The sequence below is a fragment of the Caballeronia sp. SL1002 genome (assembly GCF_057814995.1).
Map to the genome: position 1 here is coordinate 331,110 of NZ_JBYMUW010000005.1, position 13,828 is coordinate 344,937.

Below are 13,828 nucleotides of genomic sequence, written 5' to 3' on the forward strand. Positions count from 1 at the left end.
GCGCCTCAACGACGTTCCGCGATCCCCCCACCCGCCTTGCGCCCCTTCGCCCTTCTCGCCAGCATATTCAACCCCTCCACCAGCGCAGAAAAAGCCATCGCCGCATAGATATACCCCTTCGGCACATGCGAGCCGAAGCCCTCGGCCACCAGCGTCATACCGATCACGAGCAGAAAGCCGAGCGCCAGCATCACGACGGTCGGATTCCGGTCGATGAAGCGCGAGAGCGGACCGGCCGCGAACATCATCACCGTGACCGCCGCGATCACCGCGACGAACATGATCGGAATGTGCTCGGTCATGCCGACGGCGGTCACGATACTGTCGATCGAGAACACGAGGTCGAGCACGAGAATCTGGCCGATCGCCGAGAGCGGCGTGATGCTCGCGCCGCGTGTGCTGGCCTCGTTCGCGCTGTCGTCGTGGGAGACGTGGTGATGGATCTCGGTCGTCGCTTTCCACACCAGAAATAAGCCGCCCGCAATCAGGATCAGGTCGCGCCACGAGAAGTCGTGGCCGAACGCGGTGAAGATCGGCGCGGTCAGCCTGACGATCAACGCGACGGTGCCAAGCAAGCCGAGACGCATCAAAAGTGCGAGCGCGATGCCGAGTTTTTGCGTGCGCGCGCGATGTTCCTCGGGCAGTTTGTTGGTGAGGATCGAGATGAAGATCAGGTTGTCGATGCCCAGCACGACTTCCATGACGACGAGCGTCGCAAGGGCCGCCCACGCGGCGGGGTCGCTGGCAAGTGCTGCGAGATAGTCCATAAGGGCTTTGATTGACTCGGATGACGTTGACGAAATCTCGCGCGTCGAGGCGCGGGAGGGGCCAATGATACGTGATGCCCTGCTGAAACCGTAAGGCAAATGAAATATTCAGAGCGCCGATTCGAGCCGAAGTTCGATCGCGACCTCTACAGACTAGCTTCCGCCTCCCCAGTCGCGACTTTTTTTCAAAGAGCGGCGGAAAGGTGACGGTTTTTGGCGGTTCGGTCAGGCAATCGGACAGTTTCCATCCGGTCAGGACCGGCCCCAGTTCGAAGACAAAGATCGGATGTTAAAGCGATTTGCCGGAAATTGATTGCGCCTGTGCTGATTGGGCCTGTTTATTGCGTTCCATCTTTCGCGATGTCTGTTTGCCATTTGCGATGTGCCGGCCTTATGCGCCAGCCATCGTCCGACTCGCACTGCTGATCCGTAGTCCGACTGTTGCTTGACAGTCGCTGCCCGCTTCCGGGCATCGAACGGAATTCAGCCATCCGGTGGATCTCCACGTTGTTTCGGGCCGCCGTTCTGACGCTTTCAAAACGCCAGAAACCGGTTCCACCGGTTCTTTTATTTTTCCTCTGCGGTGGCGCGAAACGCGCTGCCCGCATCGCGTCGCTGGACGTCGAACGGTTTCCTTCCGGACTTCATCAGGTCCGTCGGCACCCTTCGACGCTCGAACGCCGATGCATCGAACAAGGAGGCTTGAATCCATGCAACATCGTCCTGCCAGAATCGCCGTCGGCGTGGCACTTGGCGTTATCGTGCTCGGGCTGCTCGGCCGGGCCATCGGTGCCGATGCGTTCCGTCAGTACGGCGCCGATCTGGTCTATTACACGGGACGCCATCTCGTGCTCGTCGGCTATTCGATGGCGGCGGCACTCGTCGTCGGCGTGCCGGCGGGCGTGCTGCTGAGCCGCCCGTCGTTCTCGCGCCACGCCGAGCGCTTCATGCAGGTGTTCAACATCGGCAACACGATTCCGTCGCTCGCGGTGCTCGCCATCGCGCTCGGAATTTTCGGGATCGGCGATCTGCCGGCGATCATCGCGCTCTTTCTCGCGTCGCTCCTGCCGATCACGCGCAATACCTACGAAGGCATGAAGAACGTTTCGGGCGCGTTGCGTGAGGCGGCGCGCGGGATCGGCATGACGCCGTGGCAGTCGCTGATTCGCGTGGAATTGCCGAACGCGCTGCCGATCATGATCGGCGGTATTCGCACCGCGCTTGCGATCAACGTGGGCAGCGCGCCGCTCGCGTATCTGATCGGCGCGGACAGTCTCGGCACGCTGATCTTTCCGGGCATCTATCTGAACAACCAGCAGCAGATGCTGCTCGGCGCGGCCGCCACGGCGCTCCTCGCGCTGGCGCTGGATGCGCTCGTCGCAGCAGGCAGCCGGCGCGCGCTCGCACGTCGCGGACTCGCGGCATGACGGGCGGCATCACGCGCGTCAATTCATTCAACACACGCAACGGAGAACGACAATGAGAGCTTCGATGCTCAGGCGCGGCCTCGCGCTCGCTGCGCTTCTCGGTGCTTGCCTTCAGGCGAGCGCGGCGCAGGCCGCGGAACTCGTGGTTGGCGGGAAGAACTTCACCGAGCAATACGTGCTGACCGAAATCACGGCGCAATATCTGCGCGCGAAGGGTTACACGATCGACGCGCGCACCGGCCTCGGCAGCGTGCTGATGCGCAGCGCGCAGGAGAACGGGCAGATCGACGTGGCCTGGGAATACACTGGCACGGCGGCGCTCGTCTATAACAAGATCACCGAGAAACTCGATCCGAAGGCGATGTACGAACGCGTCAAGGAACTCGATGCGAAGCGCGGTCTGGTGTGGCTCGATGCGTCGCCGCTCAACAATACGTATGCGCTCGGCTTGCCGCAGGAAGCGGCGCAAAAGAGCGGCATCCGCACGATTTCGCAGTTGGCGGCGCGGCTCAATGCCGAGCCGAAAACGAAGCACGTCTTCGCGATGGATGCGGAATTTGCAAATCGCGCGGATGGTCTGAAGCCGCTCGAAGCCGCTTACGACATGCATTTCAGCCGCGCCGAAATCAAGCAGATGGACCCCGGTCTCGTGTACACGGCGCTGCATAACAACCAGGTGCCGATCGGCCTGATCTACACGACCGATGGCCGCGTGAAGGGCTTCAACATCGTGCCGCTGGAAGACGACAAGCACTACTTTCCGGCCTACAACGCGACGCCGGTCGTGCGCAAACCGACGCTCGATGCAAACCCGCAACTCGCGGCGCAACTGAACGCGCTGTCGGCGGCGCTCAACAACGACACCGTGCTGGAAATGAACAAGCAAGTCGATATCGACGGCAAGTCGGTGCAGGCCGTCGCGGCCGATTTTCTGCGCACGCACAAGCTGCCATAACGAGGCCGACACATGAACGTATTCGACTATCTGTCGGCCAACTGGCCGGAATTGATTCAACTGACCCTGCAGCATATTTATCTGGTGGGAATCGCGGTGGGCTGCGCGATTGTCGTCGGCGTGCCGCTCGGCATTTTCATCAGCCGCCATGAATGGCTCGCCGCGCCGATGCTCGGCGTCGCGACAATCATCCTGACGCTGCCGTCCATCGCGCTGTTCGGTCTGATGATCCCGCTCTTTTCGCGCTTCGGGCAGGGCATCGGCGCGCTACCGGCGATCACCGCCGTGTTCCTTTATTCGCTGCTGCCGATCATGCGCAACACGTATCTCGCGCTGTCGAACGTGGACGCGGGCATCAAGGAAGCGGGCGTCGGTATCGGCATGACGTACTGGCAACGGCTGCGGCTTGTCGACTTGCCGCTCGCCGTGCCGGTGATTCTCGGCGGCGTGCGGACCGCGGTCGTGATGAACATCGGCGTGATGACGATTGCGGCGGTGATCGGCGCGGGCGGCCTCGGCAGCCTCATCATTCGCGCGATCGGGCAGAGCAACATGATGAAGCTGCTCGTCGGCGCGGTACTCGTGAGCCTGTTGGCAATCATCGCCGATTTGGCATTGCAGGCGCTCCAGCGTCTTTTGACACCGAAGGGAGTCCAGAAAACATGATCGAACTCGACCAACTCACCAAGACTTTCACGCAGAAGGACGGCCAGCAAGTGAAGGCCGTCGATTCAGTGAGCCTCACCGTGGGCGAAGGCGAAATCTGCGTGTTTCTCGGGCCGTCGGGCTGCGGCAAGACCACGACGCTCAAGATGATCAACCGCCTGATCGAACCGACCTCGGGCCGCGTGCTGATCAACGGCGACGACACCACGGGCCTGAACGAAGTCGAACTGCGCCGGCGGATCGGCTATGTGATCCAGCAGATCGGGCTGTTCCCGAACATGACGATCGAGGAGAACATCACGGTCGTGCCGCGTCTGCTCGGCTGGGACAAGAAGCGCTGCCGCGAACGCGCGACCGAACTGATGTCGATGGTCGCGCTCGATCCGAAGCAGTATCTGAAGCGCTATCCGAAGGAACTGTCGGGCGGACAGCAGCAGCGCATCGGCGTGATCCGCGCGCTGGCCGCCGATCCGCCGGTGCTCCTGATGGACGAGCCGTTCGGCGCGGTTGATCCGATCAACCGCGAGTCGATCCAGAACGAGTTCTTCCAGATGCAGCGCCAGTTGAACAAGACCGTGATCATGGTGAGCCACGATATCGACGAAGCCATCAAACTCGGCGACAAGGTGGCCGTGTTCCGGCGCGGCACGCTCGTGCAATACGACCATCCGGACACGCTGCTCGCGCACCCGCGCGACGAATTCGTCGGCGCGTTCGTCGGCGCGGACAGCACGCTGAAGCGCCTCTTGCTGATCAAGGCGGGCGACGCCGCGACCCAGCCGGAAACCGCGCGCGCCGACACGCCGCTCGGGAGCGCCTACCAGATCATGGAAGAGAGCGACAACCGCTACCTGACCGTGCTCGACGACAACCGTCGCGCGCTCGGTTACGTTCAGCGGCGCGTGGCGCGCACCGGACAAGGCGCGGCGGGCGAGCACTTGCGGCCGTTCGCGAGCACGGTGTCCGTCGACGATAACTTGCGGATCGTGCTGTCCAAAATGTATCAATTCAATTCATCGTGGATGCCGGTGATCGATCCGGACGGCCTCTACGTAGGCGAGGTGACGCAGGATTCGATCGCCGATTATTTGAGCTCCGGCCGCTCGCGCCAGCAGACCGGACAGCCCGCCGCGATCGTTTCGCCGGCGGTCGTCGCCGCGCAGGCTGCGGCCGATGCAGCGGTGTCCGTGCGCTGACGCCGAGTGAGAAACGGCGCATCGATGGTAAAAAATTGAAACGCTTTCAGTGCGCTTTCGATTTTCGCGATGCGCCGTTTACGGGTAAACTCTAGGTCCTTTCGAGCGGCCGCGTCCGCTCGCCAAATTCCCGTTCGCGCCGTCGAGTTATCCGGCGCGGGCGTTATCCGCGTTACCCGTGGCGCGCTAGGCAGCATGCAGGCTAAATCTCAACGTTACGTCGAGCTGGATTTCTTTCGGGGTCTGGTTCTGCTCATCATCGTCGTCGATCACATCGGCGGCAGCATGCTCTCGCGCTTCACGCTGCACGCGTTCGCGCTGAACGACGCAGCCGAAGTGTTCGTTTTCCTCGGCGGTTTCGCGACCGCGACGGCCTACGCGGCGCTCGCCGCGCGCAAATCGGAATCGGCGGCGCGCGCGCGGTTTGTGCGGCGCGCGTTCGAGATTTATCGCGCGTTTCTCATCACGGCAGCGTTGATGCTCCTCGCCAGCTTCGTGCTGCGCCCGTTCTACGGCAGCGCGCCGAACCTGGCGCTCGGCGATCTCGACAGCCTCATGTCCGCGCCCGCCGGCTCGCTGCTCGACATTCTGACCTTCAAACGACAGCCTTATCTCGCGTCGGTCTTGCCGATGTACGCGTTTTTCGCGCTCGCCGCGCCGCTGATGTTGCCGCTCGCGCGCAGCAAACCGTGGCTTTTGCTGGGCGCAAGCGTGGTGTTGTGGGCGCTCGCGCCGCAGATCGGCGAATACCTGCCTTCGGTCGACGACAACCTGTGGGACTTCAACCCGGCCGCCTGGCAACTCATGTTCGTGCTCGGCGTGCTCGCGCGCTGCCAGCCGGTCTACCAGCGCGTGAGCGCGCACCGGTTCGGCTGGATCGTCAGCGTTGCCGCCCTCGCGCTGGTCGCGGGGATGGCGTATTACAAGCTGCTCGTGCTGCCGGGGCCGATCGACGCTGATTTCAAGCGCAATCTCGCGGGCGCGCGCATTGCGAATTTTCTGGCGATCGCGTGGCTGGCGGCGAATCTGGTGCGGTATGGCATCGTTCGACGGATCGCGCTGCGGACGCCGTGGATCGGCGCGGTGGGGCGTGACGGCATGGTGTGCTTTATCGCGAGCGCGGTGATTTCGCTTGTCGTCGATTCGGTGCTGTTCACGCTGACCGATGGGCTTATCAACGTGCCGTTCGGTCTAGCGGCCGATGCGGTCGCCATTTCCCTTCTGCTGGCCGTGCCGCAATTGCGCAAGCCGCTGCTTACCGCGATCGCGCCGAGGCGCGCGGCTGAGGCCGCCGAGACGACGGCGAGCGGGGTGCGCTGAGCGCCTCGGGCGCCGGTGGCTTGGTTTTGCGCCGTTTCTCGGCGTCGTCTGAAACGCTACTAACGGTCAGCGTTTTGGTGCGCTCACCTGCGGCGGCGACGTTCGTCGCGCCGGCCGTAGGGGTTGCTAGGTATCGGACAGGTTTAAAGCTTTGACGTGGGTCGCTGCGGCGACTGCCCATGGCACGGGCTTTGCTGAGACGTCCCGACTTCAATCAAAATAACGGATGTTTTATGCTCAAGCTCGCTATTCTCTTCGCCGTGATTTCCGTGATCGCAGGGTTTTTCGGCTTCGGCCGGGTATCGTCGGGGGCGGCCGGGATCGCCAAGATCTGCTTCTTCATCTTCCTTGTGCTGTTTGTGATCTTCTTGATTGTTGCTATTTCGGCTGGGTCTTTGGTGCTGTGATTTGGGGTTTGGCGGCGCTGTCTGCTTGGCACGCTTGCGGTTTCTCTTTCTTTGGCTAGCTGCAAAGAAACTAAGCAAAGAAAGCCACGCGGGATTTGGCGCCGTGGGGCGGCTTCGGGGTGAGTGGGTTACACCGTTTGATGCTCGAGTGCTTTCCGGGAACTTGCATTCGTGTAGGTCTATTAGCACGCCGCTATGCGCGGCAGCAGTCACTTTCTTTGCTGCTGCAAAGAAAGTAACCAAAGAAAGCAGCTTATCCGTCTAAGTGTCCACCACGAATGGTTTCCGGGAGTGGTGCGCAAGCTGACTCGGCCATCGCACCACACTACAGAGTGGAGCCGCTCATTCATCCCGGCAGGCACAATGTGCCTGCCGGCACGGCATTACCGAAAAACCAGCGACATGGCAAACGGCTACGCCGAAACAAAAGCCAAAGCCAAAGCCAAAGCCAAAGCCAAAGCCAAAGCCAAAGCCAAAGCCAAAGCCAAGTTCGATGCGAGCACGGCAAACCACCGGCCGAGGTTTTTGATAGACCCGTCGTCCTCGCGCAGCGAGGATGGAACTGACAGGCGCTGTGCCAAAACGAGCGAAATGCGCGCTAACCGAATCAGCTTGCGTGCCTATCCCAGTTGTTATGTGGGAGAGACACTTAGATGGTCACGCTGCTTTCTTTGCTTACTTTCTTTGCAGCAGCAAAGAAAGTGAGTCCCGCCCCGGACAGGGGCATCGCTAATAAACGTACACGAAAACAAGTTCCCAAGGCGCGCCCAGGCGACCAAAGCGAAGAGCGGCAGCAAAACCACACGCGCAGCACCGAACCGAACCGAACCGAAAAAAAACCTGTCCCATTTCGCGACACAGCGAAGCAAAAAGTGTCCACGCCCGCGACACCCCACCCCCGCGGTCCACCCGCAAACCCATCCCCGCCACGATTGGCACACTTCTCGCAGAAGAACCCCCGCCACGCGCTACAAAACACCGCGCGGCACACTTCTAACGATATGCGAGGAGCACGCAATGAATCACGCAGAGATGAAGTTCCTGAACGCTGAATTCCCGTTCAAAAAGCAGTACGGCAATTTCATCGGCGGCGAGTGGGTCGCGCCTGTCGGCGGTGAGTATTTCGATAACATTTCGCCCATCACCGGCGAGCCGTTCACGTCGATCCCGCGATCGCGCGAAGCGGATATCGAACTGGCGCTCGACGCGGCACATCGCGCGAAAAGGGCCTGGGGCAAGCTACCGACGGCGGATCGCGCCAACATCCTGATCCGGATCGCGGATCGGATGGAACAGAATCTCGGGCGTCTCGCGCTCGCCGAAACCATCGACAACGGCAAGCCGCTACGCGAGACGACCGCGGCCGATATCCCGCTCGCCATCGACCATTTCCGCTATTTCGCGGGCTGCGTCCGGGCGCAGGAAGGCGCGCTCTCGCAAATCGACGACGACACGGTCGCCTATCACTTTCATGATCCGCTCGGCGTCGTCGGTCAGATCATTCCGTGGAATTTCCCGATCCTCATGGCCGCGTGGAAGCTCGCGCCCGCGCTGGCCGCCGGCAATTGCGTAGTGCTGAAACCCGCTGAGCAAACGCCGGCGTCGCTGCTCGTGCTGATGGAAATTATCGGCGATCTGCTGCCGCCCGGCGTGCTGAACGTGGTGAACGGCTTCGGGCTGGAAGCGGGAAAACCGCTCGCGTCGAGCAAGCGGATCGCGAAAATCGCGTTCACGGGCGAGACATCGACAGGCCGCCTCATCATGCAGTACGCGAGCCAGAATCTGATTCCCGTCACGCTCGAACTGGGCGGCAAGAGCCCGAACATTTTCTTCGCCGACGTGATGAACGCCGACGACAGCTACTTCGACAAGGCGCTCGAAGGCTTCGCGATGTTCGCGCTCAATCAGGGCGAAGTGTGTACGTGTCCGTCGCGCGTGCTGATCGACGAAAGTATTTATGACCGTTTCATGGAGCGCGCGCTCAAGCGCGTGGCCGCGATCAATCAGGGGCATCCGCTCGACATGAAGACGATGATCGGCGCGCAGGCTTCGCAGGAACAACTCGAAAAAATCCTTTCGTATGTGGATATCGGCAAGAGTGAGGGCGCTGAATGTCTGATTGGTGGCGAGCGGGCGCAATTCGACGGCGAACTCTCGAACGGTTACTACGTGAAGCCGACCGTTTTCCGTGGCAACAACAAGATGCGGATTTTCCAGGAGGAAATTTTCGGACCGGTCGTGTCCGTGACGACCTTCAAGACCGAGGAGGAAGCGCTGGAAATCGCCAATGACACGCTTTACGGCCTCGGCGCGGGCGTCTGGACGCGCGATGGCACGCGTGCGTATCGCGTGGGCCGCGAGATTCAGGCGGGCCGTGTATGGACCAATTGCTATCACGCCTATCCGGCGCACGCGGCGTTCGGCGGCTATAAGCAATCGGGTATCGGCCGCGAAAATCACCGGATGATGCTCGACCACTATCAGCAGACGAAAAACCTGCTGGTGAGCTACAGCGAAGCGCCGCTCGGCTTCTTCTGAGCGCACGTGGCGCGTCGCGCTTATCCGCTGCACGACTCGCTCGCGGATAAGCGCGCGCTTCACGGCCAGACAATGTTAAATTCCTCCGGAGACATTCATTCGACGGAACGGGCGCGATGCGACCCGTCCGCGATGAACACAAGGAGGAGACGATGCAGCGGCACTCGGTTTCCGCGTCGCGCAATCCGGACGGCATGCACGCTCCGGGCGACTCGCAAGACATGATCAGCAACTCACACGCACGGTCGGCCACGTTCGGCCTGACGTCTTCGATGCGACCCGATTACGGCGTCCTGCCGCGCGCCGATCTGGCGCTCAAGCTCGACCAGAATCACGCGCTCTTCACGCACGCGTTGCCCGTGATGGAGACGCTCTACGCGCAGATCGTGAACACGCACAGCATGATCGCGTTGACCGACGCGAGCGGGCTGATTCTGCATTCGCTCGGCGACGACGACTTCCTCGCCCGCGCCGATAAAGTCGCATTGCGCGCGGGCGCGGTGTGGAGCGAGGCGCAGCAGGGCACCAACGCGATCGGCACGGCCATCGCGGAACTCGGCGCGACGACCATCCACGGCGATCAGCACTATCTGCGCGCCAACCGTTTCCTGACCTGTTCGAGCGTGCCGATTCTCGATCCGCTCGGCAATCTCGGCGGCGTGCTCGACGTGACCGGCGATTGCCGCAGTTATCACCAGCACACGATGGCCCTCGCCAGGATGTCGGCGCAGATGATCGAAAACCGGTTGATTTCCAGCGCTTTTCCCGAGTCGATCCGCTTGCATTTTCATAGCCGGCCAGAATTTATCGGCACGCTGATGGAAGGCATCGCCGCGTTCGATCGAGATGGACGCTTCCTGAGCGCGAACCGCAGCGCGCAGTTTCAACTCGGCATGGCGCTCGCTGGACTTCGCGCGCAAACGCTCGATACGCTGTTCCTCGTTTCGTCCGATGAACTCCTGCCGCAAGCGGGCGCTGCCGCGTTTCCGCTCGGTCTGCATAGCGGCGTGAAGGTGTTTGCGCGCGTGGAATGCGCGCGGCGCAGCGTCGTCACGGCCACGCCGCCGCGCGAGGCGGCGTTCTCCAGCCTCGGTTATTTATCGACGGGCGACCGGCAAGTCGCGGATACGATCGCGCGCGTGCGCCGCGTGATCGGCAAAAATATTTCGATCTTGATCGGCGGTGAAACGGGGACGGGCAAGGACGTGCTCGCCAACGCCATTCATCGCGATTCGCCGCAGCGCGCGGGGCCGTTCGTCGCCGTGAATTGCGCGTCGTTGCCGGACACGCTGATCGAAGCCGAACTCTTCGGCTATTCGGAGGGCGCGTTTACCGGCGCGGCTAAGCGCGGCGCGCCGGGCCGGATTGCGCAGGCGCACGGCGGAACGCTCTTTCTCGACGAAATCGGCGACATGCCGCTCGCGCTGCAAAGTCGCCTGTTGCGCGTGCTGCAGGAGCGGGTGGTGCAGCCGCTTGGCGGCGCGCGCGCGACGCCTGTCGATTTCGCGCTGATCTGCGCCAGCAACCGCAATCTGCGCGAGCGCGTGGGTGCGGGCGAATTTCGCGAGGACCTGTATTACCGGATCAACGGTCTGCTCGTGACGCTGCCGCCGTTGCGCGAGCGCAGCGATCTCGCGGCGACGGTCGATAAAATCCTGCGCAGCGAGCGTTTCGCGGGGCGCGTGGTCGGCGTGGACGACGACGTGCTCGCGATGTTCGCGCGGCATCGATGGCCGGGCAATTTCCGGCAACTGAGCAACGTGTTGCGCACGGCGTCCGCGATGCTCGACGATGACGAATCGCACATCGGAATCGTGCATCTGCCGCAGGATTTCATCGACGATCTGAGCGACGCCGATGCGCCTTGCATTCGTGGATCGCGGCTGGATGACATCGCGGCGTCGGCGGTATCGGCGGCGCTCGATGCACATGGCGGCAACGTGTCGGCGGCGGCGCGCGTGCTCGGCGTGTCGCGCACGACTGTCTACCGGAAGATGAAGGGTTAGCTTTCGTCGGCGATTTTCGGTGGCGACGCGTCGGCCAGCAATGTGTCGCTGTGGTCTTTCAGGCTCACGCCCGTGAGCTTGAGGCGCCGCGCCTCGTTCAGCAGATAGTGCAGCTTGAACGCAGCGAGATCGTAGGCGAGACCTTCGGGACGCATGTTCGAAATGCAGTTGCGCTCCGCGTCGCTGCGCCCGACGCGCGGCGCGTAGGTCAGATACACGCCGAGACTATCCGGCGAACTCAAACCCGGCCGCTCGCCGATCAACATCACCACGATGCGCGCACCCAGCAGTTCGCCGATGCCGTCGCCGAGCGCGACGCGCGCCTGCGTCGCTACGACTACGGGGCCGATCTTCCACCCGTCGAGCTTCAGCCGCATGCGTTCGAGAAATGGCACCGCGTGGCGCGTAGCCGCATACGCCGACAAACCGTCCGCGACGACGAACACGATGTCCGGCGCGTCGTTTTCACTGGCGTGCGCCGCGATGTGCGCCGCGCTTTCATCGGCGAGCTTACGGCCCAGATCCGGCCGCCGCAAATAGTGATCGCGATCGGGGGCTGCGCTGAATGCGTCGAGCGTCTCGAAGCCGGCGGCGTGTAACGCTACGTTGAGCGCGGCGGTATCGAGCGGCTGATGCACGGCATCGCGCGCCTGCGCATGCGAGAGATTGAAGGCGAGCAGCGGCGCAGTCGGCAGACTGCTGCCCGCGCGGCCGAGCGCGATACGCGCCTGCGTAAAACGGCGCAACGTGTCCCACGGATTCGTGTTCACCGGGCCGGGCGGAAGATCGTCGCGATCGTTCATGATTCACTGATCCATTCGAGCAGCGGCTGGCGCGCGGCGTGATCGCGCAAGAGGCCGAGCGTGTCGGTAATGTGCATTTTTTCGAGCCACGTCTCGAACTCGGGCGCGCGCTTGAGTCCGAGCACGCGGCGCACGTAGAGTGCATCGTGAAACGACGTGCTTTGATAATTGAGCATGACATCGTCCGCGCCGGGCACGCCCATGATGAAGTTCACGTTCGCGACGCCGAGCAGCGTCAGGAGCGTGTCCATGTCGTCCTGGTCCGCTTCGGCGTGGTTCGTGTAGCAGATATCGCAGCCCATCGGCACGCCGAGCAGCTTGCCGCAAAAGTGATCTTCGAGGCCGGCGCGAATGATTTGCCGGCCGTCGTACAGATACTCCGGGCCGATGAATCCGACCACCGTATTCGTCAGGAGCGGCTTGAACTTGCGCGCGACGGCGTAGGCGCGGACCTCGCAGGTCTGTTGATCGACGCCGTGATGCGCGTCGGCCGATAGCGCGCTGCCCTGGCCGGTTTCGAAGTACATCAGATTGTCGCCGACGGTGCCGCGCTTCATCGATAAACCCGCTTCGTACGCTTCCTGAAGCAGTTTCAGCGAGACGCCGAAGCTCGCGTTCGCTTTCTCGGTGCCCGCGATGGACTGGAACACGAGATCGACGGGCGCGCCTTTTTCGATCGCGGCGATGGTGTTGGTCACATGCGTGAGCACGCACGATTGCGTGGGGACGTCGTAGCGCTGGCGGAATTCATCCATCATCTTGAGCAGCGTGGTGATCGCGTTGAGCGAATCCGACGCGGGATTGATGCCGATCACCGCATCGCCGCAACCGTACATGAGGCCGTCTAGCATCGAGGCCGCGATGCCTTTGACGTCGTCGGTCGGATGGTTCGGCTGAAGGCGCACCGAGAGTCTGCCCGGCAGGCCGATCGTGTTGCGAAAGCGCGTGACGACGGGGCGTTTTTTCGCCGCGAGGATCAGGTCCTGATTGCGCATCAGCTTCGATACGGCGGCGACCATTTCGGGCGTCAGGCCGTCCGCGATGCGGATCAGCGCGGCGGAATCGGTGGAATCGGCGAGCAGCCAGTTGCGGAAATCGCCCACGGTCAGATGCGAGATTTCCGCGAAGGCTTGGGGCGAGTGATCGTCGATGATGAGTCTCGTGACCTCGTCCGATTCGTAGGGGATTGTGGTTTCTTGCAGGAACGTGCGGAGCGGGATGTTTGCCAGCGCCATTTTTGCGGCGACGCGCTCCTCTTCCGTCGCGGCCGTGATGCCCGCGAGTTCGTCGCCCGAGCGGAGGGGGCTTGCTTTCGCTAGCACGGTTTTGAGGTCCGCGAAGCGGTAGGTCGTCGTGCCGATCGGTTCTTGGTAGCTCATCGCGGGGTTCTCGCTCTCGCTCGGGGACTTGGGTTTGCTGCGCAAGCTATTTTGCGCTGGTTTTGATTTTGGTTTTCTGCGGTTGCTGGACGGGTTCCGGTTTTGGGTTTGCTCGCGCCCCGCGTTTTGTTGTTCTGTGCTTCTTGGACGCTTGCACTCGGTTTGGTTTGCTGGCGCCGTTTGGTTTTGTTTGCCTGTGGTTTGTGGGAACTTGCTTTCGTGTAGGTCTGACTGGTGCCCCTTGCTTTTGTTTGCCTGTGCTTCTTCTGAACTTGCTTTCGTGTAGGTCTATTAGCTCGCCGCTGTGCGCGGCAGCAGTCACTTTCTTTGCTGCTGCAAAGAAAGTAACCAAAGAAAGCAGCTT

The 13,828-nt window shown here is 62.1% G+C and carries 12 protein-coding genes; 9 read left to right on the forward strand and 3 right to left on the reverse strand.

The window, feature by feature from the left end:
* Positions 1–5 precede the first annotated feature (5 nt).
* A complete protein-coding gene (locus AC3D25_RS26000; protein ID WP_488891362.1) occupies positions 6–767 on the reverse strand; it encodes a TerC family protein in 762 nt (253 codons plus the stop codon).
* A gap of 710 nt (positions 768–1,477) precedes the next feature.
* On the opposite strand from AC3D25_RS26000, the gene AC3D25_RS26005 reads away from it, so the two are divergent.
* From AC3D25_RS26005 to AC3D25_RS26045, 9 genes are all read left to right on the forward strand, one after another.
* Entirely contained in the window at positions 1,478–2,194 is a 717-nt protein-coding gene (locus tag AC3D25_RS26005; protein ID WP_488891363.1) for an ABC transporter permease, read from the forward strand.
* Between the two features lie 52 nt (positions 2,195–2,246).
* Positions 2,247–3,149: a glycine betaine ABC transporter substrate-binding protein gene (locus AC3D25_RS26010; protein WP_488891364.1), complete on the forward strand. Its 903-nt coding sequence runs from the start codon at positions 2,247–2,249 to the stop codon at positions 3,147–3,149.
* Between the two features lie 12 nt (positions 3,150–3,161).
* The gene (locus tag AC3D25_RS26015; protein WP_488891365.1) at positions 3,162–3,815 is read left to right on the forward strand and encodes an ABC transporter permease; all 654 of its coding nucleotides are present in this window, start codon (positions 3,162–3,164) and stop codon (positions 3,813–3,815) included.
* Positions 3,812–5,011, forward strand: a complete 1,200-nt coding sequence (locus AC3D25_RS26020; RefSeq protein ID WP_488891366.1) for an osmoprotectant ABC transporter ATP-binding protein OsmV — start codon at positions 3,812–3,814, stop codon at positions 5,009–5,011. The genes AC3D25_RS26015 and AC3D25_RS26020 overlap by 4 nt, the downstream gene beginning before the upstream one ends.
* A gap of 195 nt (positions 5,012–5,206) precedes the next feature.
* Entirely contained in the window at positions 5,207–6,331 is a 1,125-nt protein-coding gene (opgC, locus tag AC3D25_RS26025) for an OpgC domain-containing protein (protein ID WP_488891367.1), read from the forward strand.
* A gap of 233 nt (positions 6,332–6,564) precedes the next feature.
* Positions 6,565–6,738: a DUF1328 domain-containing protein gene (locus AC3D25_RS26030; RefSeq protein ID WP_035964337.1), complete on the forward strand. Its 174-nt coding sequence runs from the start codon at positions 6,565–6,567 to the stop codon at positions 6,736–6,738.
* Positions 6,739–7,140: 402 nt separating this feature from the next.
* The gene (locus AC3D25_RS26035) at positions 7,141–7,443 is read left to right on the forward strand and encodes a hypothetical protein (protein ID WP_488891368.1); all 303 of its coding nucleotides are present in this window, start codon (positions 7,141–7,143) and stop codon (positions 7,441–7,443) included.
* Positions 7,444–7,755: 312 nt separating this feature from the next.
* Positions 7,756–9,276 carry an aldehyde dehydrogenase gene (gene adh, locus AC3D25_RS26040; RefSeq protein WP_488891369.1) on the forward strand — a complete coding sequence of 507 codons (1,521 nt, stop codon included), beginning with the start codon at positions 7,756–7,758 and terminating at the stop codon, positions 9,274–9,276.
* A gap of 116 nt (positions 9,277–9,392) precedes the next feature.
* A complete protein-coding gene (locus tag AC3D25_RS26045; protein WP_488891370.1) occupies positions 9,393–11,282 on the forward strand; it encodes a sigma-54-dependent Fis family transcriptional regulator in 1,890 nt (629 codons plus the stop codon).
* Here the strand turns inward: AC3D25_RS26045 and eutC are convergent.
* Both eutC and AC3D25_RS26055 read right to left on the reverse strand, forming a co-directional pair.
* Positions 11,279–12,085: an ethanolamine ammonia-lyase subunit EutC gene (gene eutC, locus AC3D25_RS26050; RefSeq protein ID WP_488891371.1), complete on the reverse strand. Its 807-nt coding sequence runs from the start codon at positions 12,083–12,085 to the stop codon at positions 11,279–11,281. The two genes, AC3D25_RS26045 and eutC, sit on opposite strands and share 4 nt — an antisense overlap.
* Entirely contained in the window at positions 12,082–13,464 is a 1,383-nt protein-coding gene (locus AC3D25_RS26055) for an ethanolamine ammonia-lyase subunit EutB (protein WP_488891372.1), read from the reverse strand. Before AC3D25_RS26055 ends, eutC begins: the two co-directional genes overlap by 4 nt.
* Positions 13,465–13,828: the final 364 nt, after the last annotated feature.

Excerpts from the sequence above, each read along its gene's own strand:
- AC3D25_RS26045 (WP_488891370.1), top strand. The coding sequence starts at position 9,393 with ATGCGACCCGTCCGCGATGAACACAAGGAGGAGACGATGCAGCGGCAC.
- AC3D25_RS26055 (WP_488891372.1), bottom strand. The coding sequence starts at position 13,464 with ATGAGCTACCAAGAACCGATCGGCACGACGACCTACCGCTTCGCGGAC.
- AC3D25_RS26030 (WP_035964337.1), top strand. The coding sequence starts at position 6,565 with ATGCTCAAGCTCGCTATTCTCTTCGCCGTGATTTCCGTGATCGCAGGG.
- opgC (WP_488891367.1), top strand. The coding sequence starts at position 5,207 with ATGCAGGCTAAATCTCAACGTTACGTCGAGCTGGATTTCTTTCGGGGT.
- AC3D25_RS26000 (WP_488891362.1), bottom strand. The coding sequence starts at position 767 with ATGGACTATCTCGCAGCACTTGCCAGCGACCCCGCCGCGTGGGCGGCC.
- eutC (WP_488891371.1), bottom strand. The coding sequence starts at position 12,085 with ATGAACGATCGCGACGATCTTCCGCCCGGCCCGGTGAACACGAATCCG.
- AC3D25_RS26035 (WP_488891368.1), top strand. The coding sequence starts at position 7,141 with ATGGCAAACGGCTACGCCGAAACAAAAGCCAAAGCCAAAGCCAAAGCC.
- AC3D25_RS26010 (WP_488891364.1), top strand. The coding sequence starts at position 2,247 with ATGAGAGCTTCGATGCTCAGGCGCGGCCTCGCGCTCGCTGCGCTTCTC.
- AC3D25_RS26020 (WP_488891366.1), top strand. The coding sequence starts at position 3,812 with ATGATCGAACTCGACCAACTCACCAAGACTTTCACGCAGAAGGACGGC.
- adh (WP_488891369.1), top strand. The coding sequence starts at position 7,756 with ATGAATCACGCAGAGATGAAGTTCCTGAACGCTGAATTCCCGTTCAAA.
- AC3D25_RS26015 (WP_488891365.1), top strand. The coding sequence starts at position 3,162 with ATGAACGTATTCGACTATCTGTCGGCCAACTGGCCGGAATTGATTCAA.
- AC3D25_RS26005 (WP_488891363.1), top strand. The coding sequence starts at position 1,478 with ATGCAACATCGTCCTGCCAGAATCGCCGTCGGCGTGGCACTTGGCGTT.